Genomic DNA, 24,356 nt, shown 5'->3' with positions numbered 1-24,356 from the left:
CATCCAAATTCGCGGGGCGAGGGAGGCCAGAAGGAATGGTCGGCTCCCGGGAGATCACGGCATAAGCCGTCCAACCACCGCGCAGGGAAGGCCGAGTGATCGGCACCACCTGTATGCTGCTGTGCGGTTCTTCCTGCGTGCGCTTTTCGCGCAGCGGACCGCGGGTGCGAGCCGGCACCCGGCCTTCCCTGCGCCCTCTTGGATGAGAGGGTAGCGAGATGAAGCAAAGCTCGGGCGAAATGCGCCGCGAGGCCGAAGAGGCATGTCTGCGATCTGAGCTGCGTGCCACAGACTCGATCTCGTAGTGTGGGCAAAGCGCAGCGTGCCCACGCCTTGTTGCTCATGGAGAGAGATCGTGGGCACGGCGCTACGCGCCTTTGCGCACCCTACGGCACTGCAGCTGGGATGTGCATTGGAGCATCGCGATGCCGCCTCATCCTCGTCATTGCGAGGAGCTCTTGCGACGAAGCAATCCAGAGTCTTTCCGAGGAGGGGTTCTGGATTGCTCCCGCCTTCGCCAGGGGCTTCGGCGGGCAAGGCTTCGGCGGACAAGTCGCTGCGCTTGCAATGACGGCGCGAAGAAACGCGTCAAACAAAAAGCCGCAGCTTCGGTTCTGACTCGGTCAGAACCGAAGCCGAAGCTGTCGACAGATCCGTGCTTACTGCTTGATCTTCCCGTCCTTGTCGAACTGGGAGACGTAGGACCAGAGATTGTTGATCTCGGTCTCGTTCTTGATGCCGGCGAACGCCATCTTGGTGCCGGGGATCTTGGCCTTGGGGTCCTTGATGTATTCCTTGAACACGGCCTCGTCCCAGGTGATGCCGGAATTCTTGTTCGCGTCCGAGTAGCTGTAGCCCTCGGCCGTGCCCGACTTGCGGCCGTTGAGACCGTTGAGCTCGGGGCCGACCTTGTTCTTGGCGCCTTCGCCGATCGCGTGGCAGGCTAGGCATTTGTTGAACGATGTCTTGCCGGCCGCGACATCCTGCGCCATCGCGGCGGGTGCGGTGGCAATCATGGTGAGGATCGTCAGTGCGCCAAAAGTCAGTTTTGTCATCGGATGCTCTTCGTCTCTTCCCTGGTGGGTCTGGCCTGGTCGGTCGCTTGCCGGATCGGCAATCGCCCGACCGGGCGGTTTTGGCAGGCCTGCTCGGCCTGGACAAGCCACCAAACCATGACAGGTTTCACGATTTCCGACTTGTCCCAGAGCGAACTGGCGAAGGATCGTCGATCCGACTTTCGGATGGCCTACCCAAACAGGCGCGGACGTGATTGATTTGCCGAGACAAATTGATCATGCGGCGGAAGCCGGAAGGATAAGTCATGAAGGATAGATTATGGCCATCATGATGCCTGCGAGCGACCAGGCGGTGCTCGCGCGCCGCGCTGAGATCGTTGCTGCATTGCGCGCGATCGTGCCCGGCGAGGGCGTGATCGATACGCCTGCCGAGATGCGGGCCTATGAATCCGACGGGCTGACGGCCTATCGGCAGCCGCCGATGGTCGTGGTGCTGCCCGATACGACCGAGCAGGTCTCGCTGATCCTGAAATATTGTGCAGGGCAAGGTATCAAGGTGGTGCCGCGCGGCTCCGGCACATCGCTCTCAGGCGGGGCGCTGCCGCTCGAAGACGGCGTGCTGCTGGGGCTCGGCAAGTTCAAGCGCATCCGCGAGATCGATTTCGACAACCGCGTCGTCGTCACCGAGCCCGGCGTCACCAACCTCGCCATCAGCCAGGCGGTCGCTCATGCTGGCTTCTATTACGCGCCCGACCCGTCCTCGCAGATCGCCTGCTCGATCGGCGGCAATGTCGCGGAGAATTCCGGCGGCGTGCACTGCCTCAAATACGGCATGACCACCAACAACGTGCTCGGTTGCGAGATCGTGCTGATGAGCGGCGAGATCCTGCGCATCGGCGGCAAGGGGTGCGAGAACCCGGGCTACGATTTGATGGGCGTCATCACCGGCTCGGAAGGGCTGCTCGGCGTCATCACCGAGGTCACGGTGCGCATCCTGCAGAAGCCGGAGACGGCGCGCGCGTTGATGGTCGGCTTCGCCGAGGTCGAGGCCGCCGGCGAATGCGTGGCGCGCATCATCGGCGCCGGCATCATCCCTGGCGGCATGGAGATGATGGACAAGCCCGCGATCCACGCCGCCGAGGCCTTCGTCCATGCCGGCTATCCGCTCGATGTCGAAGCGCTGCTCATCATCGAGCTCGACGGCCCCAAGATCGAGGTCGACGAGCTGATCACGCGGGTCGAGACCATTGCACGAGGCTGCGGCTCGGTAACGCTGCAGATCTCCAATTCGGAGGCCGAGCGCAATCTGTTCTGGGCCGGCCGCAAGGCCGCGTTCCCCGCCGTGGGCCGGATCTCGCCCGACTATCTCTGCATGGACGGCACCATCCCGCGCGGCGCGCTGCCGAAGGCGCTGGCGCGCATCCGCGAGCTCGGCGAAAAATATCAGCTCGGCTGCGCCAACGTGTTCCACGCCGGCGACGGCAATCTGCACCCGCTGATCCTCTACGATGCCAACAAGCCCGGCGAGATCGAGCGCGCCGAAGCCTTCGGCGCCGACATCCTGCGCGCCTGCGTCGAGTTCGGCGGCGTGCTCACCGGCGAGCACGGCGTCGGCATCGAGAAGCGCGACCTGATGCCCGACATGTTCAGCGAGATCGACCTCAACCAGCAGCAGCGGCTGAAATGCGCCTTCGATTCGCAAGGCCTGCTCAATCCCGGAAAGGTGTTTCCGACCCTGCACCGCTGCGCCGAGCTCGGCCGTATGCATGTGCATGCCGGCAAGCTGGCGTTTCCGGATATCCCGCGGTTCTAGGGTCGGTCGCTGCGCCTCGCTGCAACGCGCCAAATTTGCTTTCCGTTCTAAACTTGGATACCGGCTCAGTCGTGGATACGCTTAAGGTCAGAGACGCCAAAGACGTCGAAGAGGTGGTGCGCGCGGCGATTGCCAATGAGCAGCCGCTCGAGATCATCGGTCATGGCTCAAAGCGCGGCATCGGCCATGCCATGGCGACCAACGCCGTGCTCGACCTCTCCGCGCTGAACGCCGTCACTTCCTACGAGCCGAACGAGCTGATCATCACGCTCCAGGCCGGTGCGCCGCTGGGCGACGTGCTGTCGCTGATCGACGCCAAGAACCAGCAATTCGCGTTCGAGCCGATGAACACGGCGCCGCTGCTCGGCACGCCCGCGCTCGGGACCATCGGCGGCATGATCGCGGCCGGGCTCGCCGGTCCGCGGCGGATCAGGGCGGGCGGGGCGCGCGACCATCTGCTCGGGGCGCACGCCGTCTCGGGCTTCGGCGACAGCTTCAAGACCGGCGGCAAGGTGGTGAAGAACGTCACCGGCTACGACCTCTGCAAGCTGCTCGCGGGGTCCTGGGGCACGCTGTCTGTCATGACCGAGGTCACGCTCAAAGTGATGCCCAAGCCCGAGGCCGAGCGGACGCTGCTGCTCCGCGGCCTCGACGATGCCGCCGCCAACAAGGCGATGACCGCGGCGCTCGGCTCGCCCTTCGACGTCTCCGGCGCAGCGCATCTGCCGAAATCGACGTTCCGGGCCAGGACCGAGGGGCTTGGTGATCTCGCAGGCCAGGGTGAGGCGCTGACCGTGCTGCGGCTCGAGGGCATCACGGCCTCGGCCGCCCACCGCGCCAACTCGCTGCGCGAATTGCTGGCGCCGTTCGGAACCGCGACTCTCATCGAGGACGCGGCGTCCGCAGCGCTGTGGGCCACCCTCCGCGACGTGCTGCCGTTCGCAGCCAGCGGCGCGCTCGGCGTCTGGCCGGTCTGGCGGATCGTCTGCCCGCCGGCCTCAGGCGCTGCGCTCGGCACGCAATTGGCGCGGGAGACGGGCGGCGACGTGATCTATGATTGGGGCGGCGGGCTGATCTGGGCGGCGTTGCCGCCGAAGGGCGACGCGCATGCTCCGGCGGTGCGGATGCGTGCCAACGCCGTCGGCGGCCACGCCACGCTGATCCGGGCAGCCGAGGACGTCAGGCGCGATGTCGATGTCTTTCATCCGCAGGCATCAGGCATTGCCGCCCTGAGCGAGCGGGTGCGCGCCAGTTTCGATCCAAAGGCCGTTCTCAACCGGGGCCGCTTGAGCCGAGGCGCTGTGGCATGAAGACCGAATTCTCACTCGCCCAGCTTGCCGATCCCGACATCGCGGAAGCCGACAAGATCCTGCGCGCCTGCGTCCATTGCGGCTTCTGCACCGCAACCTGTCCGACCTATGTGCTGCTCGGCGACGAGCTCGATAGCCCGCGTGGTCGCATCTACCTGATCAAGGAGATGCTGGAGAAGGACCAGGCGCCGACGGCGGAGGTGGTCAAGCATGTCGACCGCTGCCTGTCGTGCCTGGCCTGCATGACGACTTGCCCCTCAGGGGTGAACTACATGCATCTCGCCGACCAGGCCCGGGTCAGGATCGAGCAGCGTTATGAGCGGCCCCTGGCCGAGCGGCTGCTGCGCCGGGTGCTGGCTTTCGTCCTGCCCGACCCGCAGCGATTTCGCGCGAGCATGGTGCTGGCGCGGGTGGCCCGTCCGCTTGCCGTTTTCCTGCCGACGCCGCGGCCCTCGGCGACACCAGGCCTGATCCAGCGCATCAAGGCGATGCTGGCGCTGGCCCCGCACCGCCTGCCGCCGCCGGGCCCCGCCGCCGGCAGCGTGTTCGCGGCGCTCGGCAAGAAGCGCGGCCGGGTCGCGCTGCTCCAGGGCTGCGCCCAGCAGGTCCTGGCGCCGCGCATCAACCAGGCGGCCATCAGTCTTCTCACCCGCCACGGCGTCGAGGTTGTCCTGGTCCGGGACGAGCAGTGCTGCGGCGCGCTGACCCATCACCTCGGCAACGATCAGGATGCATTGGCGCGGGCGCGAGCCAACGTTGCGGCTTGGCGAAAGGAAGCGGCCGGCGAGGGGCTCGATGCCATCCTGGTGACGGCGTCCGGCTGCGGCACAGTGATCAAGGACTACGGCTATCTGCTGCGCGAGGATGCTACGTTCGCCGCCGATGCGGCGAAGGTGTCCGCGCTCGCCAAGGACATAACCGAATACATCGCCGGCCTCGCACTCGAGCCGACTGCGCGACAGGACAACATCGTCGTCGCCTATCACTCGGCGTGTTCGTTGCAGCATGGGCAGAAAATCACGGGCCTTCCGAAAGAATTGCTTTCCAAGAATGGATTCGTGGTGAAAGATGTACCGGAGAGCCATTTGTGTTGCGGTTCGGCGGGGACCTACAACATTCTCCAGCCCGAGCTTGCGGGCCGGTTGCGCGATCGCAAGGTCGCCAACATCGCAAGCGTCAAGCCGGACATGATTGCCGCGGGCAATATCGGCTGCATGGTGCAGATTGCCAGTGGCACGTCAGTTCCGGTCGTACACACGATTGAGCTTCTCGATTGGGCTACGGGCGGGTCGCGGCCGGCATTGAACGCGCAAGTTTGAGCTTTCAAGCCTGAGCTTTCCTCCGGAGGCGACGGTAGAACGACGCCCGATCGACCATTGTTCGTCGACAACAGGAGGACCACGATGGCGAAAGCGAAGAAGAAAAAAAGCAAGAAGGCCAAAAAGGCGAAGAAGGCTGTAGCGGCGAAGAAATCCGCGAAGAAGTCAGCCAAGAAGTCCGCGAAGAAGTCTGCCAAAAAATCTACCAAGAAAGCAGCCAAGAAAGCTTCGAAGAAGGCCGCCCCAAAGAAGGCCGCCAAGAAGGCTGTGAAGAAGGCAGCCAAGAAAGCAGCCAAGCCGGCTGCACCGAAGAAGGCCGCGAAGAAAGCGGCACCGAAGAAGGCGAAGGCAGCTCCCGCGCCGAAGCCGTCAGCGCCGGCGCCAGCTCCGGCTCCCGAGCCGGCCGCCGAGACGAGCTGGGCGATGCCTTCGTCTTCTGCGGAAGCGGCACCGGCCGAGGGGCAAAGCTAGCTCCCGTCCTGCGACCGCGATCGCCAACAGGGAAGGCCGCTGCGGTGACGCTGCGGCCTTTTTGCATCGCCGCAGTACCTCCCGAAGCCGTCTCTTCCCCCCGCCAGTCTGATTCGTAGCCCGGTTGCCACGCTAGCTGCCTTCCCCGTACTTGCACGGTCCCTTCGTGCACTTTGGAATGCAAATAATGTGATCGAGAAGACACACAGGCCGATAACCTTTCGTGGAATCGTCAAAACGCCCAAAAAGTCGGCAGATGCCCGTGATTTTTGCTTCACGGTCCCCATCCCTCAATCCAGATTGTCGCAGTAACGCAATTTTGCAGACAAGTCGTTTGCCCCGGGGGGCTTCCGGGTCCGACTGGGTAAGAACTGACGATGGGGATCGAAATGAAGAAAGTGGCTTTGTTGGCAACGGCGCTGGCAATGGTGACGACGGGTTCGGCTTTCGCGGCAGACTTGCGCGTGAAGGCATTGAAGGCCCCGCCGCCACCCGCCTTCGACCCCTGGGATATCGCCTTCGGCGGCGCGATCATGAGCAACTACGTCTTCCGCGGTATCACCCAGTCGAACAACAAGCCGTCGGTCGCGGCTTATTTCGAGCCGCGCTACAACGTCACCAAGGACCTGCAGCTCTATGTCGGCGTCGCCGGTGAGAGCATTTCCTTCCCGAACCGCGCCGCGGCTGAGATCGACATCTACGGCGGTATCCGCCCGACCTTCGGTGCCTTCGCCTTCGACATCGGCGTCTGGGGTTACCTGTATCCGGGTGGGACCTGCTACTACGGCGCCGGCTTCGACACCGCCGGCAATCCGCTCAGCGCAGAATGCGCCGCCAACGCGTTGGCGAACGGAAACGTCATGAAGAAGGACGTCAGCTTCTTCGAAGTCTACGGCAAGATGACCTACACGGTGAACGACAACTGGGCGTTCGGCATCAACGAGTTCTATTCGCCGAACTTCCTCAACACCGGCGCCTGGGGCAACTACACCTCGGTCACGGCCAAGTGGACGGCGCCGAGCACGACGTTCGGCTCAAGCGGCGTCGGCATGTATGTGTCGGGCGAATTCGGCCGTCAGTGGTTCGGCACCTCCGACTCATTCTACGGCACCGGCATCGCCAGCCCGCTTGGCGGCGGCCCGTTCCCGAACGGCATCAAATACGCTGACTACAACACCTGGAACGTCGGCGTCGGCTTCACCTACAAGGTGATGACCCTGGATCTCCGTTACTCCGACACCGATCTCTCGAAGGCCAACTGCAACGCCTTCACCAGCGACAACACCGCCACCTTCAGCAGCAGCTTCAGCAGCATCAATCCGTCGGGCGTCGGCTCCAAGTGGTGCGGCGCGACCGGCATCGCCAAGCTCTCGTTCGACCTGACGGCGATGACCAACCTGAAGTAAGTTTCTTCCTGAGACCATCTACGAGGGCGGCAGAGCAATCTGCCGCCCTTTTGCTTTTCTCCACGCCGTCATGGCCGGGCTTGACCCGGCCATCCACGTGTTAGCCCTGAGGCAGGAAAGACGTGGATGCCCGGGTCAAGCCCGGGCATGACGAGCCGGCGGCCACACAGCGCTCCCCTCAGCGCGCCGCGGTCGGCTCCGCCCGGGCCGGCTCGCCGGCTTTACCGAGGACGTGGATATCGCCGTCCTCCACCAACGCCACCTTCCGGGTGTGGAAGGCGTCGAGCGTCGAGCGGTGGCCGATCGAGACGATGGTGGCCTGCGGCAGCTTCTCCGTCAGCAACCGATAAAGCCGGTCCTCGGACGGCTCGTCCAGCGAGGCGGTCGCCTCGTCGAGGAAGAGATAGTCCGGCATGTGCAGCAGCGCACGGGCAAGCCCAAGGCGTTGCTGTTCGCCGAGCGACAATGTCCGGTTCCAGTGGCCGTGCTCGTCGAGCCGGTCCGCCAGCCGCGGCAGGCCGACGGCAATCAAGGCGTCGCGGATCTTCTCGGGCGGGACCGAGCCGTGCTCGGTCGGGTAGATGACGGCGTCGCCAAGCGCGCCGATCGGGAAATACGGCCGCTGCGGCAGCATCATCAGCTTCGACGTCTCGGGAATGGCGATCGTGCCGGTGCCGAACGGCCAGACGCCGGCGATGGCCCGGAACAGTGTCGACTTGCCGGAGCCCGACGGACCGGTCACCAGCACCCGCTCCGACGGCTGCATCGTGAAGGCATCGGCTGCGACCAGAGGCGCGCCGTTCGGCAATTTGACGAGCAATTGCTCGAGCGCGATTGCCTTGCCGTTCGATGGTGCGATGTCGATGGTCGGTTCGAGCGCCGCGCCGTGGGCGGCGGAGCTGACCGACATCTCGAAGCCATCGAGGCGGGCGATCACCGCGCGCCACTCTGCGAGCGAGCGATAGGCGGTGACGAAGAAGGACAGCGCATCCTGCACGCTGCCGAAGGCCGAGCCGGTCTGCATCATGTCGCCGAGCTGGATGCGCTTGGCGAAGTAGGCAGGCGCCACCACCACATAGGGAAAGAGCGTCGCGGCCTGACCGTAGCTTGCCGTGAAGGCGGTCAGGCGCTTGGTCCGGCCCATGATCTCGTACCAATTGCCGATGACGAAGCCGAAGCGCCGCAGCAGATGCCCTCGCTCCGCGTTCTCGCCTTTCAGAAGGGCGATCTGCTCGGAATTTTCGCGCACGCGGATCAGGTTGAAGCGGAAGTCGGCCTCAAAGCGCTGCTGCTCGAAATTGAGATTGATGAGCGGGGCGCCGATCCAGTGGGTCAGCGCGGTACCGACGATCGCGTAGGCCAGGGCGCACCAGACCAGAAAACCGGGCACGAGGATATCGGTGCCGTAAATGTACAAGGGTGCCTTGTAGGACAGACCCCAGAGGATGACGACGAACGAGGCCAGCGTCACGATCGACGACAAAAGGCCAAGGCCGATGGTCAGCGTTTGCTCGACGAAATTCTTGACGTCCTCGGTGATGCGCTGGTCCGGATTGTCGGCGGCATCGCCCTTGAGTTGCATGCGGTAATGCGTGGCGCCCTCGAGCCATTCGCCGAGATAGTGTTGCGTCAGCCATTGCCGCCAGCGGATCTGGAGCCACTGGTTCAGGTAGAGCTTGTAGACGGCCAGCGCGACGAAGGTGAAGGCCAGCCCAAGGAAGATCCAGACCTCCTTGACGAATTCGGGCAGATCGTAGGCCTGCAATGCGCTGTAGAACCGGTTCTGCCATTGATTGAGCAGCACGTTGATCGCGACCAGCACCAGCTCCATTGCGACGACGACGGCGAGCAGGCCGCGGCCGACCCATTTGTCCTCCGACCGGAAATAGGGGACGGCGATTCGCCAGACGATCGCGAGCGTGGCGCTGAGGTTCTTCACAGAGCGGTGTCTCCTAGGGGGATGTGCACAACGGCCCGGAGCCAGAGGCTTGAGGCAATGGCGGAAATGGGCGCGCTTAGACTAAAGTCGCAAGTGCTGCAATTTGCGTTGGCTTGTCGCAGCTTGCAACCCTAGCATGGGGTTCGACGGCGCGGGGTGGGGTGCTCCGGGATTTCGCGAGCTTGTGAGCGGGATGGGAACCGCCGCATTCGCGAGGAATTCGCGTCCAGCTCGGGGGTTATCGCTTCCAGCGTCAAGCAGGATCGGCTCTCCACGCGGGCCGTCTGCCGCAAACATGCGTGGGGGAGGAAGACCATGTGGAATCAAGTCTATGATCCGCTGCACAGCCCTGTGCTGTCGACGATTGCGGCGGCGGTGCCCGTCGTCACGCTGCTGGTCCTGATCGCGAGCGGCCGCGTCCAGGCGCATATCGCGGCGATCATCGCCGTGATCGTGGCCAATCTGATCACGATCTTCGTCTTCACCATGCCGGCAAACATGTCGATCCGCGCCTCGGTGCTGGGGATCGTCACCGGCTTTTTCCCGATCGGCTGGATCGTCCTCAACGTCATCTTCCTCTACCAGGTGACGGTGAGCACGGGACGCTTCGAATTGCTCAAGCGCGCCATCGGCGGCGTCACCGAGGACCGGCGGCTGCAATTGCTGCTGATCGCGTTCTCCTTCGGCGCGTTCTTCGAGGGCGCCTCGGGCTTCGGCACGCCGGTCGCCATCACCGGTGCCGTGCTGATCGGCCTCGGCTTCTCGCCGCTCGCGGCGTCCGGCCTGTCGCTGATCGCCAACACCGCACCGGTCGCCTATGGCGCGCTGGGTACGCCGATCCAGGGCCTTGCCTCGGTCACCGGGCTCGATCCCTACATCCTCGGCGCGATGGTCGGCCGGCAATTGCCGGTCTTCTCGCTGATCGTGCCGTTCTGGGTGGTGTGGGCGTTCGCGGGCTGGAAGGGCATGAAGGATGTCTGGCCGGCGATCCTGGTCACCGGCGTGTCGTTCGCGGTTCCGCAATTCGTGATCTCGAACTTCATCAACCCCTGGATCGTCGACATCGGCGCGTCGCTGATCTCGATGGGCGCGCTGATCCTGTTCCTGAAGGTCTGGCAGCCCAGGCAGCTCTGGCTGTCGCCGGCGCTGCGCGGCCGCGATGAATCGGCAGCCACCATGGCGGCGGCCAAACCGCTCGACAAGACGCCGCTGACGCAGAGCGAACTGTTCGGCGCGCTGCTGCCGTGGATCATCGTCTGCATCGTGATGCTGATCTGGGGCAACGGGGCGTTCAAGGCCTGGGCGAATTCGATCTTCGTCTGGAACTATCCCGTGCCCGAGCTGCACCAGATGATCAACAAGATGCCGCCGGTCGCGCCAGGGCCGACGAAAGAGAGCGCGGTGTTCGGCTTCACCTACCTGTCCTTCACCGGCACGGGCATGCTGATCGCGGCCATCATCTCCGGTGTCCTGATGGGCGTCGGTCCCGGCAAGCTCGTGACCGAGTACGGCCGCACCATCCGGCTCTGTGCGATCTCGCTGATCACGATCTCGGCGATGCTGGCGATCGGCACCTTGACGCGGCTCTCCGGCGTCGACGCGACGCTCGGCCTCGCCTTCGCCGCAACCGGCGTGCTCTATCCCTTCTTCGGCACGCTGCTCGGCTGGCTGGGCGTGGCGCTGACGGGATCGGACACCGCGTCCAACGTGCTGTTCGGAAACCTGCAGAAGATCACCTCCGAGCAGCTCGGCCTGTCGCCGGTCCTGATGGCCGCGGCGAACTCGTCCGGCGGCGTGATGGGCAAGATGATCGACGCGCAGTCGATCGTGGTCGCCTCCACTGCCACCAACTGGTACGGGCACGAGGGCACGATCCTGCGCTTCGTGTTCTGGCACTCGATCGTGCTGGCCTGTCTCGTCGGCGTGCTCGTGACGTTGCAGGCCTATGTCTGGCCGTTCACGGCAATGGTCCTGAAGTAGCAGGCCAACTCCGGCTCGAACGCAAATCCCCGCGAGGTTCCGCCCCGCGGGGATTTTTGCGTCCAATCAAATCTCATCGCGCTCCAGGTGGCGCGAACCTTCTCAATGGCGCCGCCGTCTTATAGAAGGTGCGGCAGATCAGGTCGGACGAGAGGTCTCATGGTTTCGCTCAAGCGATTGGTGTGTGCTGCGGTTGCAATGCTCGCGATGTCCATTGTCGCGCGTGCCGAGGATGGTTTCCCGTTCGGCACCGAGATGACGCTGGAAGCGCTGCCGCAAGCAGGCTCGAAGCGAATTCCGAACATCGAGATCGGCGACCATGGCGAGGTCGTGCTCGAGCTCTGGTGCAAGGGCGGCAAAGGCCAGTTCTCGGTCGCCGGCAACACCGTGATCTTCGTCCCCGGTCAGATCCAGGATCGCTCCTGCCCGCCGGCAAGGGCGCAGGCCGACGACGATCTGGTCGCAGCACTGAGCAGCGTCGAGACCTGGAAGCGTCAGGGCGACGTGCTGACGCTGATCGGCCCCAAGCCGCTGCGTTTTAGGACGACGGGGAATTAGGTCTCGCTCTCGTGTCCCGGACGCGCTGCAGCGTGCAACGCTGCTGCGCAGAGCCGGGACCCAGACTCGATTGGCGACGTCGCGTAGCCTCTGGGCCCCGGCTCTGCAGCGCATCACTGACGTGCTGCGCTGCGTCCGGGGCACGAGATCCTACTTCCACACCGATTTGTCGGCATCCCAGCGCTGGCCCCTGAGCTCCTTGGCGAGCGCCTCGATCGAACCGTTGTCGTCGGGCTGCTCGCCTTCCTCGTCGACCGACGTGTCGTCGGAGAGATTGAGCTTGGCGCCGCTGCTCTCGTCGGCGGTCGTCGTCGCGGGGCTGCCGATCCACAGCATGAGCTTGTCGGTTGTGCCCGGCTTGTCGGGCGAGACGAGCCCTGCGACCTCGATCGTGTCGGTGAGATCGAGCGCGGGGAAATCCGGGTTCGGCCGCTTGAAGACCAGCTTGAGCTTGCCTGTGGCGGGGTTGAAGCTTTGCGAGGCCGGCTTTGCCGCGAGCGTCCGGCTCAAGACGTTCGAGACGGCGGCCGCGAGCTTGTCCTTGCTGATCTTGTCGCCCTCGCGCCAGTCGGCCGCGGCGAAGCGGATGGTGCGGTCCATCTCGGTCATGCCCGCGGTCCAGCCCGCGGAGGTGACGCCCGGCGTCGCCTTGAATTTCGCCAGCAGCGCGCCGGCGCGCTCGGGATCGACCGACATGTTGATGGTCTGCTCGCCTGCGCGTAGCGCATCGCAGCCAACCGTGAGGCTCGCCAGCGTCACCTCGACCGCCTGGCCCTTCAGGCTCTTCAGGAAGTCGGTTGCATTATCGAGCTTGACCTTGACCGCGATCGCCTCCGGCGAGACATCGGTGAAATCCTTCGGCTGCGGGGTGATGCCGTCGTCGGAGGTCTGGTTGTCCTGAAATTCCTTCTCGCTGAGATCGGAATTGTCGGGCGAGGTCACCTCGGTCACCACCTGGCCAATGCTGATCTGGCCGCGGAATTCGAAGGTGTCGCCGCTCTGCTTGCGCAGCAGCTTGACGCTGACGGGCGCCTTCTCGCTGATGCTCTGCGTGGTGCCGGTCAGGGTCTGGCCCGCGACCTGGAGGTTGACGACGAAGCGGTCCTTGCGGTCGGAATTCTTTGCGACGGGATAGCAGACGTCGAGCACGGCCGCCGTCACCGTCTTGCCCTGGCGCGTCTCCTTCAGGATCACGTCGGCATTGCCGTCCATCAGCCCGTCGATCGAGGTGAAATAGCGTGTCTCCGGACCGCCGGGTGTCGTGGCCCTCGGCGACAGCTTCATCTGGGCGGATGCGGGATGCGGAGAAGCTGCAAGCAGAGCTGCCAAAAGGGCTGTCGAACAAACCAGAAGCGCACGCATCGATGAAATCCTCGCGCAACGGGCATGATCCGGAAAAGTGAGAAGCGGTTTTCCGAGAGGATCATGCCCAAACTATTCGAATCGGCGCGTCACCGTAGTGGGTTTTGGCCGTCGGTTGAATCGGAAAGCGGAGGGGCAGGGTCGGCAAAAAAGAAGGCCGCCCGGAGGCGGCCTTCGCAACATTGTAACGGAACAGAGGCTCAGAAGCCGCCCATGCCGCCGCCGGCGGGCATCGCGGGTGAGGCTTCCTTCTTCGGCGTTTCGGCGACCATGGCCTCGGTGGTGACCAGCAGGCCGGCCACGGAGGAGGCGTCCTGGAGCGCGGTGCGCACCACCTTGGCGGGATCGATGATGCCCTTCTCGACCATGTCGACATAGTCCTCGTTCTGGGCGTCGAAGCCGAAGGTCTCGGACTTGTTCTCCAGGATCTTGCCGACGACGATCGAGCCTTCCACGCCCGCGTTCTCGGAGATCTGGCGGATCGGGGCCTCCAGCGCCTTCAGCACGATGTTGATGCCGGCCTGGACGTCGGCATTGGCGTTGGTGAGACGACCCACCGCCTTCTTGGCGCGGAGCAGCGCGACGCCGCCGCCGGGGACGATGCCTTCCTGCACCGCGGCGCGGGTGGCGTTGAGGGCGTCCTCGACGCGGTCCTTCTTCTCCTTGACCTCGATCTCGGTGGCGCCGCCGACGCGGATCACCGCGACGCCGCCGGCCAGCTTGGCGAGACGCTCCTGGAGCTTCTCACGGTCGTAGTCCGAGGTAGTCTCCTCGATCTGCGCCTTGATCTGGCCGACACGGGCCTCGATGTCCGGCTTCTTGCCGGCGCCCTTGACGATCGTGGTGTTCTCCTTGTCGATCACGACCTTGCCGGCGCGGCCCAGCATCTTCACCGTGACGTTCTCGAGCTTCATGCCGAGGTCTTCGGAAATGAGCTGGCCACCGGTGAGGATGGCGAGGTCCTCAAGCATGGCCTTGCGGCGATCGCCGAAGCCCGGCGCCTTGACGGCGGCGACCTTGAGGCCGCCGCGGAGGCGGTTGACGACCAGGGTGGCCAGCGCCTCGCCCTCGACGTCCTCGGCGATGATGACAAGCGGCTTGCCCGACTGCACCACGGCTTCCAGCACCGGCAGCATGGCCTGCAGGCCCGAAAGCTTCTTCTCGTGCAGGAGGATGTAGGCATCCTCGAGCTCGGCGGTCATCTTCTCGGGGTTGGTGACGAAGTAGGGGCTGAGATAGCCGCGGTCGAACTTCATGCCCTCGACGATGTCGACTTCGGTGTCGAGCGACTTGTTCTCTTCGACGGTGATGACGCCCTCGTTGCCGACTTTCTGCATCGCCTGGGCGATCATCTTGCCGATGGCGGCATCGCCGTTGGCGGAGATGGTGCCGACCTGGGCGACCTCGGAGGAGGCGGCGACCGGCTTGGCGCGCTTCTCGATGTCCTTGATGACGGCCGCAACGGCAGAGTCGATGCCGCGCTTGAGGTCCATCGGGTTCATGCCGGCGGCAACCGCCTTGGCGCCTTCGCGCACGATGGCCTGGGCCAGCACGGTCGCGGTGGTGGTGCCGTCGCCGGCGAGGTCGTTGGTCTTGGAGGCGACCTCACGCACCATCTGGGCGCCCATGTTCTCGAACTTGTCCTCGAGCTCGATCTCCTTGGCGACGGTGACGCCGTCCTTGGTGATGCGGGGGGCGCCGAAGCTCTTCTCGATGACGACGTTGCGGCCCTTCGGGCCGAGCGTCACCTTGACGGCGTTGGCGAGAACGTCGACGCCGCGCAGCATGCGATCGCGCGCGTCTCCGGAAAACTTGACGTCTTTGGCAGCCATTTTTGCAATTCCTTGGTTTGGTGATGTGTCTGCGGCGCTTCTCTCTCCGTCATTGCCGGGCCTGACCCGGCAATCCATCATCCTGCGAAAAACGATGGATGCCCGGGTCGCCTAGCGCGAAGACGCGCTTCGCACTTCTGCCCGGGCATGACGATGAGACATTCAGCGGCTGTTCAGGCGGATGGCCTTAGGCCAGTACGCCCATGATGTCCGACTCCTTCATGATCAGGAGCTCTTCGTTGTCGATCTTGACCTCGGTGCCCGACCATTTGCCGAACAGCACGCGGTCGCCGACCTTGAGGTCGATCGGGGTCAGCTTGCCGGTCTCGTCACGGCCGCCGGGGCCGACGGCGACGACCTCGCCCTGGGACGGCTTTTCCTTGGCGCTGTCCGGAATGATGATGCCGCCCTTAGTCTTTTCCTCGGCGTCGATACGTTTGACCACGACACGGTCATGCAGCGGACGAAATTTGGATTTAGCCATGACGTTTCCCTTTGGAGGCTCGCTTCGGAAGTAGTGGAAGTGGGTGGGGCGGCGCTTCCGTCCATCCCCTATCCCTAGGATCGAACGGCGTGCTTAGCAATCGGGCTTTCCGAGTGCTAATAGTGGGCCCGGAAATATGGCTTGGCCGCGATCCTGTCAAGCAAAGGTGGTTAAGCGATTGGTGAGGCGGATATAGGATGGTGGCACTGGAAACTTGTTCGGGGCGCCGACGTATTAAAGGACGTCATTGCTCCGGCAGCGGTTTTGCGCTTGGCTGCAGGAGGGGTGCGGCCATGGTCTTGTTCGGGGGAATGCCATGATCAGTTCAGCTCACGCGCGCACGGTTGCCAATCTGGCCGCCGCCTCATGTCTGGCGCTGCTGCTGGGCGCTTGCGGCGGCGGCATGAGCCTGCCGTCCTTCTCGTCGTCCTCGCCGCCGCCCGAAGCCGAGCCGGGCGTCGCACCCGAAATGCCTGCGACCATTCGCGCCGACGAGATCGTCGGCCGCTGGGGCCTCGCCTCGTTCCAGAACCCGGCCGACCGCGCCCGTACCGAGGCTGCCGCCCGGGCCCAGTGCAAGAACCCTTATGTGATCACCGCCGGCTCCTCCGGCGGCGTGATCATGCATCTGGCCGACCAGGCAACGCCGCAGGAGCTGCGGCTGAAGGGCTCGCCGAGCGGCAAGAACTACATCGGGCCGGCGGGGCCGACCCCCGGCGAGCAGGACCGCGAAATCATCTCCTTCGACGGCCGCGTCCTGATCACCCGCTTCATCGACAAGGACGCCGCCACCCGCTACGGCAACATGGTCTACGTCCGCTGCGCGCCGCGGGCGTGATGGTCTAAGGCCACGCGCTATAACCCTCTCCCCTTGTGGGAGAGGGTGGCTCGCCGCGTAGCGGCGAGACGGGTGAGGGGTATCTCTCCCCGAGTCCAACTCTCATTCGAATTCGCTGAAGCAACCCCTCATCCGGCGCTTCGCGCCACCTTCTCCCACAAGGGGAGAAGGGGCAGTCTCGCTTGATGGCACAAAACAAAAACGCCGGCCCAAGGCCGGCGTTTTGTTATTCCTATGTCGCGTCCGCTCAGTCGAACAGCGCGTCGATGTCGTCCTGCGAGGCGTGGCCGACGTCGCCGGCGAGCTTCGGGCCGTTGAGAAGCTTGTCGTCCTCGCTGCGATTGTCGACCGGCGGCACGACGTGGGATTTGATCGCGTCGACGCCGCCCCAGATCTCCATCATCGCATTGATGTGCTGCTCGATGAACTTCATCGTGCCCATCACCTTGCTGATGCGCTGGCCGGTCAGGTCCTGGAAGTTGCAGGCTTCGAAGATCGAGATGACGCGTTCCTGGATGTCGTCGGCGAGCCGCTTCTGCTGGTCGATCGAGTCCACCTTGGACATCGCGCTGGCGGCCTGGTCGATCGATTCCGCGGCTTCGAGGATCTGCTGGGTCGCCTGCTCGGTGCCGCCGACCACCGCGCCGAGCTCGCCATTGACCTTGGCCATTTCGCCGCCGTCAAAGCTCTTACCGTGCAGCGTCGCGATTTCGCGCTTGGTGCGGTCGATGGCGTCATGGATGAGGTCGAGCTCGACCTTCAGCTTTTCGCACTGCTCGATCTGAGCCCGATAGGTTTCGAGCATGGTACGAGCTTCGGAGAGCTCGTGGGCGGTGGAGGCGTCGATCGCCGCCATGGCTGCGCTGCCGGACAAGGGCAAGGGCGCAGCGCCTTTCGCCATCTGTGCACGGATCGCACGTAGCTCGGCCATGATCTCGCTATGCATCGGGATTGCCTCTTCAGTTACGTCCAAAATCGGCATCTCGCCACCAGCGATATCCTCGACGCGAAAACGTTTGCGGTGAACAGCCATCAGGATACTCCCCCCACCTCACTCACGCGTCTTTGTAGGCAGAAGCGATTTAACACGAAGTTCACGGCAGGAACTGTTGTGCGGCTGCGCGCGACGGCGCGCAAAGAAGCGATTAACCATGGGCGCGCGGCGTTCATCGAAAATAAACGCTGATCGCCAAATTGCCCCGCTGCTGACGACGTGGTGAATCCAAACGGCGTTTCTGTTTACCAAACAAAACGGCTTTTGCCTTTTATTGACCACGTCGGGGGCGCGGACCAGCCATCAGCTCTCCACGGCGCGTGTGATCTAGACGAAACAGTACAGAGTACGTCGATGTTCAAGAAAATGTCTGTCGCGCTGCTCGGCAGCGCTTGCACCTTCATTGCCGGCGCAAACAGTGCCAGCGCCTTCGACAATTCGGTGCCGAACGATCCGCCCGCGGTGCTCTACCAGCCGCAGGTGCCGCCGGCGCCGGTGCGCGTCGCCTCCAATGCGAACATGGGCGGCGGCTTCATCGAGTTCCTGTTCGGCGACGGTCCCGGCCGCGGTCCGGCCTACGCGCCCGAGCGGCCGGTCTATCAACAGCAGCCCGGCTATTACGATCAGCGCCGCCTGCCGCCGATGGGTGAGCCGCAGATGCAGGGTGGATATCAGCAAGGCGCGGTTCAGCAGGAGACGGCCGACCCGCGGCAGCGTCAGTTCGATCCAAGGTTCGAGAAGCAATCTGTTGACTATAGCGGCAAGGAAAGTCCCGGCACCATCGTGGTCGATACCCCGAACAAGTTCCTCTATCTCGTCGAGGGCAATGGCAGGGCGATGCGCTACGGCATTGGCGTCGGGCGTCCGGGCTTCACCTGGTCCGGCGTGAAGGCGATTACGGCCAAGCGCGAATGGCCGGACTGGACGCCGCCGGCCGAAATGATCGCGCGCCGCCCCGATTTGCCCCGGCACATGGAAGGTGGTCCGGAGAACCCGCTCGGCGCCCGCGCGATGTATCTGGGCTCGACGCTGTACCGCATCCACGGCTCCAACGAGCCCTGGACCATCGGCACCAACGTCTCCTCCGGCTGCATCCGCATGCGCAACGAAGACGTCATCGACCTCTACGGCCGCGTCAATGTCGGCACCAAGGTCGTGGTGATGTAGCCCGGCGCTCGCTGCGAGCCGTCAACTCCCGGTGTCGCGCCGGCTCGCGACGCGCGGCATCGAAGGCGTTGCGTGCCGGCCGGCGTACGTCCTTCGGCCAGGGTCTAGGCTGGCCGACGATGCCGCGTCGAAGCGAGACGGGGGGCAACAGAGCAGCGACGAGGAGTTGATGATCGGGCAAGCGATGCGCGAGCGGAGCGGTTCAACCGCCGCGCCGACAGCTCGGCCTTCTTGACGAGTTCGTGCAGTCCCTCCAACTCGTACAACTCGGTGATGAGATGAGTTGTCACGGTGGTCAGGGTTGCGATGCGCTGCTGAAATGGACTCATTTTTAAGACCCCGACTATAACTAAAAGAGGCAACCACATCGGTAGTGTGGCATGAGCAACGTGTTCTTCCAGTTGAACACCCATGTCCGAATTTGGAAATCCGGGAGTCTACGGTCGCGCGCGTCAGACGGCGATTTGATTTGGCATGGTGAATTCAGGCGCGTCGGGTAGCGTTCAGCTCAGTCCAATGGCACTGCAATATAGTCATACTATATCGAACGTCCTCTCTGCTTGCCGTGGCACAAAAGTCGCTCGAGCCATGCTCTAAAAAAAACGGCCGCCGAGAGGCGGCCGTTCGCATCTTCGGGGCGAATTGCTCACGCGTAATCGCTGCCGCCGTCGTCGTCGCCGCCGAAGTCGCCGTCGTCGGCCACGTCCATATTGCCGTCGTCGTTGTTGTCGCCGTAGTTCTGGTCGTTGTCGTTACGATCGTTGTTCGCCTGGTCGGAGAAGCTTTGGCGGGACTCGCGGTTCGAGCCGATGTCGTTGAGGCCGGCATCGCGCGCGAGCGAGCCGCCGGACTGGTCGCTGCCGCCCCAGGGACTTCCACCAGCGCTGCGGTCGCCGAGGGCATTGGTGTCGCCGAAGGCCTGCTGATGCGATCCGCCCATCATGCCGCGGATGCTGGAGAGCAGCAGCGAGCCACCGACGACGCCGGCGGCAGCTGCCGCCGCGGTGCCGAGGAACGAGCCGCCGCCACCACCCATCGGCGGTGCGCCATACCCCTGGCCCGGGCCCTGACCTGGAGCTTGGCCTGGACCTTGGCCGTAAGCCTGTCCGTAAGGCGGCTGACCGTAGCCCGGCTGCGTCTGCTGCATCGCTCCGCCGCTGTTCCAGACCGGCCGCGCGTCACGCGGCGGCACGTTCGGAACCGAGCCGCGCGAGGGGCCTCCGCCGAACAAGGTGTCGCGCATGGTGTCGAGGAAGCCGCCGGACTGTGCCTGCTCGGGCCCATGGGCCGCCTCCAGCTCCTGGATGCGGTTATGGGCGCGCTTCAGCGCTTCGTCCTGCAGCAGCGTGGTCTGGACCAGCGCATAGATCGCGCCGGGCGCCTTGCGCAGCCCGTCCGAGATCGCGGCGATCGCGTCGGGATCGCGCGGTGCGTTTTCCAGTTTCGAAAGCCGGTCGAAAAGGTCGTCGACGAGCTGGCGTTCCTGCGGCGTCATGATCAGTCTCCCTCGCGCAAACCAAGCGCGAAGCAGATGTAGGGTTCCATTGTGGCCCCAACAGTGCTGGCCGGATTAAATTTCGGTATGCGACAAGCTGCCCCGCGGCTTGCAGTCCGCCGGTGTCATCCCAGCGTGGTGCGGCTGTCCGACAGCAGACGCGCAAAGCCGTCGCCGGCTAGATAGGCGTGCTCGCGTTCGCGGACATCCGTCATCGGGTCGAGGCCGGCGAGGACATCGTCGACGAAGCCGGGATGGCACATCACGAGGCCGCCATCCGGCAAGCCTTCCAGGAATTGCCGCATCAACTCGCCAAAATCGGCCGCCCGCGTGAAGTCATAGGCGCCGGCAAAGCCCGGGTTGAAGCTGAGCCCCGCGCTGCCGGCACGGCGGCGGAATTGCGCGCTGAGGACGTCGAGCACGATGGCCTTGGGCGAGGCCAGCCGCTGCTTGAGCGGCAGGTCGCGGCCGCCCTGGCGCACCCAGGCGTTCGGCGCGCCTTCGCTGACCGCATCGACGAAGCCGTCGCGCACCTGCGGATAGAGCTGCACATGCTGATGGCCGTCGACGAAGTCAGGCGCGCGCCCGAACGCTTCGGCGAAGGCGGCGAGCTGCGCCTTCACCTCGTTGCGGAAGAATTCGCGGTCGAGCCGCCGCAAAATGCCCGCGCGCAGCAGCTTCGGAAACGGCATGAACATGTCGCCGTCGAGCGGGCGGAAATGCATGGTGAGCGGGCGGAACGGCGCCGACAGCGTCACGTGCAATCCGATCGCGCAGCGCGGGCTCGACTTTGCCGAGGCCTGAAGCGCCTCGACTTCGCCGCGCGCGATCGCAGGCCCCACCATCATCACCGAGGTGGCGTTGAGGCGGCCGCGTTCGATCAGGTCGCGGATGGCCCGGTTGACGCCCGGGCTGATGCCGTAATCGTCGGCACAGAGCCAGATCCGCCGCAGGCCCGCGGCCGCGCTCATTCGGCCGCCGTCCTCTTCGCGGCGTCGTCGGCCTTGTCGGCTTCGAAGTGCTTTTCACTATGCTCGGCAACGAAGTAGATCGGGCGCGCCTTCAGCTCGGAGAGGATCTTGCCGATATATTCGCCGACGATGCCGATCATGATGAGCTGCACGCCGCCGATCGTCATCAGGCCGATCACGAGCGAGGGATAGCCGGGCACCTGCTTGCCGGTCGTGAACACCTCCCAGAGGATCGAAAGGCCGAACAGGAAGGCGCCCCCGGCGAGAATGACGCCGAGCAGGCTGGCGAAGCGCAGGGGTGCCACCGAAAACGAGGTCAGGCCCTCGATCGACAGGCCGAGCAGGCTCGCGGCGTTGAAGGTGGTGACGCCATGGGCCCGCGCCGAAGGCTCATAGTCGACGCGGATCTGGCGGAAGCCGATCCAGCTGGCGAGACCCTTGAAGAACCGGTTGCGCTCGGGCAGCTGCCTGAGCGCTGTGACCGCGCGCGGCGACAGGAGGCGGAAGTCGCCGGCGTCCTCGGGAATCTTCTGCCGTGCCCCCCAATTGATCAGCGCGTAGAAGCCGTGCACGGCGACCCGGCGCAGGAAGGTCTCGTTGTCGCGATGCGCCTTGGCGGTGTAGACGACGTCATAGCCGTCATCGATCCAGTGCCGCACCAGCTGTTCGATCAGGGCCGGCGGATGCTGGCCGTCGCCGTCCATGAACATGACGGCGCCGAGCCGGGCATGGTCGAGGCCGGCCATCAGGGCCGCTTCCTTGCCGAAATTGCGCGACAGCGACACCACCTGGACGTCGATCGCGTCGGCCGGCAGCGCGCGGGCGATCGCCAGTGTCGCATCCTTGCTGCCGTCGTCGACATAGACGACCTCGCAAGCCAGCCGATAGCGCTCCCGCAGGGTTTTTGCGAGATCGCAGATGCGCTGGTGCAGGGCGGCAAGGCCCGCCGCCTCGTTGTAGACGGGGACGACGATCGACAGTCCCTTCGCGGCCGCGGTGCTTGCGGTCGTCGTCATGCCGGAAACGTCAGAGCCCAACGTCATCGATCAAGGTTCCAGAGGCGTTCAAAGTCATCTCAACAGCATATGGTAGCTGCCGTTTGCTGTCGCAAAGCTGAACGGAAAAGCTGAGCGGACCTGAGGCTCACTGCCGCAGGAACGCCTCCAGCTTGGCGAACAGCGGGTTCTCCCGGTCGAACACGTAGTCGAGCGAAACCACCGAGACGGTTTCGGCGCCATGCTCCCGCAGGAAGCTTGCCAGCGCATAGAGCTGTCCCGGCGGGCAGTGCAGCGTCAGCATGCCCGACGAGGTCGGTCCGCCGAACGGGGCTTCGACGCCGTACCGGCTATGGGCTTCGCCGAGCAGGGCGGCGTCGCATTGCCGGAAGCGGGTGCGGACCTCGCGATACTTGTTGGCCCGCGACCTTGCTGCGATGTGATCGAGGATGACGCGCGCGGTCTCCCGCGCCTGCGGCGTCCAGTCGGCCTCTTTCGAGGCGACCAGATTGGCCTGGCTGCGCAGGATCACGCCGTCGTCGAGCACCCGCAAGCCGTTGGCGGCGAGCGTCGCGCCCGTCGTGGTGATGTCGACGATCAGCTCGGCACTGCCGGCGGCCGGCGCGCCTTCGGTCGCGCCGCTACTTTCAACGATGCGGTAATCGGTGATGCCGTGGTTCTGGAAGAAGGCGCGGGTGAGGTTGACGAACTTGGTCGCGACCCGCATCCGCATGTGATGCTGCTCGCGGAAGCCGGTGGTGACGTCGTCGAGGTCGGCCATGGTGCGAACATCGATCCAGGCCTGCGGCACCGCGACGACGACGTCGGCATAGCCGAAGCCGAGCCCATCGATCAGCGACACGCGCTTGTCGGCGTCCGCGATGTTCTCGTGCACCAGGTCTTCCCCGGTAACGCCGAGATGCGCAAAGCCGCGCGACAGTTGCGAGGCGATCTCGCTCGCCGAGAGATAGGCGACCTCGACATGGTCGAGGCCTGCAAGCGTGCCGCGATAGTCGCGGGCGCCGCCGGCCTTCGATAGCTTGAGGCCGGCACGGGCGAAGAAGGCCTCGGTGTTTTCCTGAAGGCGGCCCTTGGAGGGAACGGCCAGAACGAATGGCGCGCTCATGGCTTAAGCTCCCACCTTGCGGCCGATCTTCGTCAGCGCATCCACCCAGACCGAGAAGCCGACCGCGGGGATCGGTTCAGTCGATCCCAGCTGGGTCATCAGCCCGTCATAGCGGCCGCCGGCGACCAGCGGCTCGGCGCCGTTGCCCCGGTGATGCAGCTCGAATTCGAAGCCGGTGTAATAGTCGAGGCCGCGCCCGAACGCGGTCGAGAAGCGCGTCTGCTTCACGTCGATGCCACGCGCCGCCATGAAGCCGACCCGGCTCTCGAACTGGTCGATCGCAGCCGTAAGGTCGAGCTTGGCGTCGGCAGTGAGCGCGCGCAGTTCGGCGATGGCCTCGTCCGGATTGCCTGCGATCGTCAGGAAGCGCTTGAGCACGGCAATCGCCTCGCGCGGCAGCGCGCCGCCCTTCAGCGTCGATTGCTCGAGGAAGCGATCGGCGATCTCGGCCGTGGTGCGTCCCCCGACATTGGTGGTGCCGGCGATCGACATCAGATCGGTGACGAAGGCGAGCGCCGCCTTGCGGTCGGAGCCGGCGAGGGCGGCGAGCACGCCCTCATATTCGCTGCGGGTCGCGGTGGTCGCGGCCGCCAGCCTTTCCAGATCCTTTTCCAGGCTGATCTTGCGGTTGAAGTCCTTGACCAGGCGGCGGCGCCAGACCGGATAGAGGTCGAGCGCATCGAGCAGCGCGTTGAACAGCGCCACGTCGCCGGTGCGGATCTCGACGTCGCGGACACCGAACGCCGCGGTCGCTTCGAGCCCGAGCGCCAACGTCTCGGCGTCGGCCGCGGCGCGGTCCTGGCGGCCGAACGATTCGATGCCGGCCTGCAGGAATTCGCTGGCCTGGCCGCTGCGGTAGCGGAACACCGGGCCGAGATAGCTGAACCCGGCCGGCTGGCCGGCACGACCGGAGCTCAGGTAATCGCGCGCCACGGGAATGGTCAGGTCCGGGCGCAGGCACAGTTCCTCGCCGGAGAGGTCCGTGGTCAGGTACAGGCTCTTGCGGATGTCCTCGCCGGAGAGGTCCAGGAACGGCTCGGCCGGCTGCAGGATGGCGGGCTCGGCCCTGACGTAACCGGCCTGCGCGAACGACAACAGCAGCGTATCCGCCCAGGCGGCGGAGCCGGCAGCATTTGAGGTGGCAGTCGCGGTCATAACAGAGGTCCATCGTCCCGGTGGAACCGGGCAGGCAAGGGGAAGGACGGGAATTGCGCAGCCCTTAGCATGGCCCGAAAGCGGTTTCGACCTCCAAAGGATCAATCGCTTAACAGGCGGGCAAC

20 protein-coding genes are annotated in these 24,356 nt (G+C 64.8%); 9 read left to right on the top strand and 11 right to left on the bottom strand.

Annotation, left to right across the window (positions count from 1 at the left end):
- Positions 1 to 659: 659 nt before the first annotated feature.
- The gene (gene cycA / locus RAD04_RS35240) at positions 660 to 1,055 is read right to left on the bottom strand and encodes a cytochrome c-550 CycA (protein WP_091958783.1); all 396 of its coding nucleotides are present in this window, start codon (positions 1,053 to 1,055) and stop codon (positions 660 to 662) included.
- 280 nt (positions 1,056 to 1,335) lie between these two features.
- On the opposite strand from cycA, the gene RAD04_RS35235 reads away from it, so the two are divergent.
- From RAD04_RS35235 to RAD04_RS35215, 5 genes are all read left to right on the top strand, one after another.
- Entirely contained in the window at positions 1,336 to 2,829 is a 1,494-nt protein-coding gene (locus tag RAD04_RS35235) for an FAD-linked oxidase C-terminal domain-containing protein (RefSeq protein ID WP_104463204.1), read from the top strand.
- 71 nt (positions 2,830 to 2,900) lie between these two features.
- Positions 2,901 to 4,139 carry an FAD-binding protein gene (locus tag RAD04_RS35230; protein ID WP_461627448.1) on the top strand — a complete coding sequence of 413 codons (1,239 nt, stop codon included), beginning with the start codon at positions 2,901 to 2,903 and terminating at the stop codon, positions 4,137 to 4,139.
- A complete protein-coding gene (glcF, locus tag RAD04_RS35225) occupies positions 4,136 to 5,458 on the top strand; it encodes a glycolate oxidase subunit GlcF (RefSeq protein WP_461627447.1) in 1,323 nt (440 codons plus the stop codon). Before RAD04_RS35230 ends, glcF begins: the two co-directional genes overlap by 4 nt.
- An 84-nt stretch (positions 5,459 to 5,542) precedes the next feature.
- Entirely contained in the window at positions 5,543 to 5,929 is a 387-nt protein-coding gene (locus RAD04_RS35220; protein WP_461627446.1) for a hypothetical protein, read from the top strand.
- A gap of 389 nt (positions 5,930 to 6,318) precedes the next feature.
- A complete protein-coding gene (locus RAD04_RS35215; protein ID WP_461627445.1) occupies positions 6,319 to 7,335 on the top strand; it encodes a TorF family putative porin in 1,017 nt (338 codons plus the stop codon).
- A gap of 178 nt (positions 7,336 to 7,513) precedes the next feature.
- Here RAD04_RS35215 and RAD04_RS35210 read toward each other — a convergent pair whose 3' ends face one another.
- Complete coding sequence (locus tag RAD04_RS35210; protein WP_461627444.1) at positions 7,514 to 9,274, bottom strand: ABC transporter ATP-binding protein/permease; 1,761 nt, start codon at positions 9,272 to 9,274, stop codon at positions 7,514 to 7,516.
- A gap of 315 nt (positions 9,275 to 9,589) precedes the next feature.
- Between RAD04_RS35210 and RAD04_RS35205 the strand changes: the two genes are divergently transcribed.
- Both RAD04_RS35205 and RAD04_RS35200 read left to right on the top strand, forming a co-directional pair.
- Positions 9,590 to 11,254, top strand: coding sequence for an L-lactate permease (locus tag RAD04_RS35205; protein WP_461616594.1), 1,665 nt, complete (start codon positions 9,590 to 9,592; stop codon positions 11,252 to 11,254).
- Between the two features lie 159 nt (positions 11,255 to 11,413).
- The gene (locus RAD04_RS35200; RefSeq protein ID WP_038971171.1) at positions 11,414 to 11,812 is read left to right on the top strand and encodes an META domain-containing protein; all 399 of its coding nucleotides are present in this window, start codon (positions 11,414 to 11,416) and stop codon (positions 11,810 to 11,812) included.
- 150 nt (positions 11,813 to 11,962) lie between these two features.
- Here the strand turns inward: RAD04_RS35200 and RAD04_RS35195 are convergent, their stop codons facing one another.
- From RAD04_RS35195 to RAD04_RS35185, 3 genes are all read right to left on the bottom strand, one after another.
- Positions 11,963 to 13,174 carry a hypothetical protein gene (locus RAD04_RS35195; protein ID WP_461627443.1) on the bottom strand — a complete coding sequence of 404 codons (1,212 nt, stop codon included), beginning with the start codon at positions 13,172 to 13,174 and terminating at the stop codon, positions 11,963 to 11,965.
- Positions 13,175 to 13,374: 200 nt separating this feature from the next.
- The gene (gene groL, locus RAD04_RS35190; RefSeq protein WP_461627442.1) at positions 13,375 to 15,006 is read right to left on the bottom strand and encodes a chaperonin GroEL; all 1,632 of its coding nucleotides are present in this window, start codon (positions 15,004 to 15,006) and stop codon (positions 13,375 to 13,377) included.
- A gap of 187 nt (positions 15,007 to 15,193) precedes the next feature.
- The gene (locus RAD04_RS35185; protein ID WP_018321905.1) at positions 15,194 to 15,490 is read right to left on the bottom strand and encodes a co-chaperone GroES; all 297 of its coding nucleotides are present in this window, start codon (positions 15,488 to 15,490) and stop codon (positions 15,194 to 15,196) included.
- A gap of 316 nt (positions 15,491 to 15,806) precedes the next feature.
- On the opposite strand from RAD04_RS35185, the gene RAD04_RS35180 reads away from it, so the two are divergent.
- Positions 15,807 to 16,328, top strand: coding sequence for a hypothetical protein (locus RAD04_RS35180; RefSeq protein ID WP_026202636.1), 522 nt, complete (start codon positions 15,807 to 15,809; stop codon positions 16,326 to 16,328).
- Positions 16,329 to 16,575: 247 nt separating this feature from the next.
- On the opposite strand, the gene RAD04_RS35175 is transcribed toward RAD04_RS35180, so the two are convergent.
- Entirely contained in the window at positions 16,576 to 17,361 is a 786-nt protein-coding gene (locus RAD04_RS35175; protein ID WP_461627441.1) for a protein phosphatase CheZ, read from the bottom strand.
- Positions 17,362 to 17,676: 315 nt separating this feature from the next.
- Between RAD04_RS35175 and RAD04_RS35170 the strand changes: the two genes are divergently transcribed.
- Positions 17,677 to 18,489, top strand: coding sequence for a L,D-transpeptidase (locus tag RAD04_RS35170; RefSeq protein WP_165637442.1), 813 nt, complete (start codon positions 17,677 to 17,679; stop codon positions 18,487 to 18,489).
- A 646-nt stretch (positions 18,490 to 19,135) separates the two neighbouring features.
- Here the strand turns inward: RAD04_RS35170 and RAD04_RS35165 are convergent.
- The 5 genes from RAD04_RS35165 to RAD04_RS35145 form a co-directional block, all read right to left on the bottom strand.
- The gene (locus tag RAD04_RS35165) at positions 19,136 to 19,984 is read right to left on the bottom strand and encodes a DUF2076 domain-containing protein (protein ID WP_461627440.1); all 849 of its coding nucleotides are present in this window, start codon (positions 19,982 to 19,984) and stop codon (positions 19,136 to 19,138) included.
- Between the two features lie 125 nt (positions 19,985 to 20,109).
- Positions 20,110 to 20,955: a ChbG/HpnK family deacetylase gene (locus RAD04_RS35160; protein ID WP_461627439.1), complete on the bottom strand. Its 846-nt coding sequence runs from the start codon at positions 20,953 to 20,955 to the stop codon at positions 20,110 to 20,112.
- The gene (locus RAD04_RS35155) at positions 20,952 to 21,998 is read right to left on the bottom strand and encodes a glycosyltransferase family 2 protein (protein ID WP_461627438.1); all 1,047 of its coding nucleotides are present in this window, start codon (positions 21,996 to 21,998) and stop codon (positions 20,952 to 20,954) included. Before RAD04_RS35155 ends, RAD04_RS35160 begins: the two co-directional genes overlap by 4 nt.
- A gap of 100 nt (positions 21,999 to 22,098) precedes the next feature.
- Positions 22,099 to 23,076, bottom strand: a complete 978-nt coding sequence (hisG, locus tag RAD04_RS35150; RefSeq protein WP_461627437.1) for an ATP phosphoribosyltransferase — start codon at positions 23,074 to 23,076, stop codon at positions 22,099 to 22,101.
- 3 nt (positions 23,077 to 23,079) lie between these two features.
- Positions 23,080 to 24,231 carry an ATP phosphoribosyltransferase regulatory subunit gene (locus RAD04_RS35145; RefSeq protein WP_461627436.1) on the bottom strand — a complete coding sequence of 384 codons (1,152 nt, stop codon included), beginning with the start codon at positions 24,229 to 24,231 and terminating at the stop codon, positions 23,080 to 23,082.
- Positions 24,232 to 24,356: the final 125 nt, after the last annotated feature.

This window comes from Bradyrhizobium sp. 25ACV, assembly GCF_054863005.1.
The sequence above is the reverse complement of the archived record's forward strand: the minus strand, read 5'-3'. Positions and strand labels throughout refer to the sequence as shown.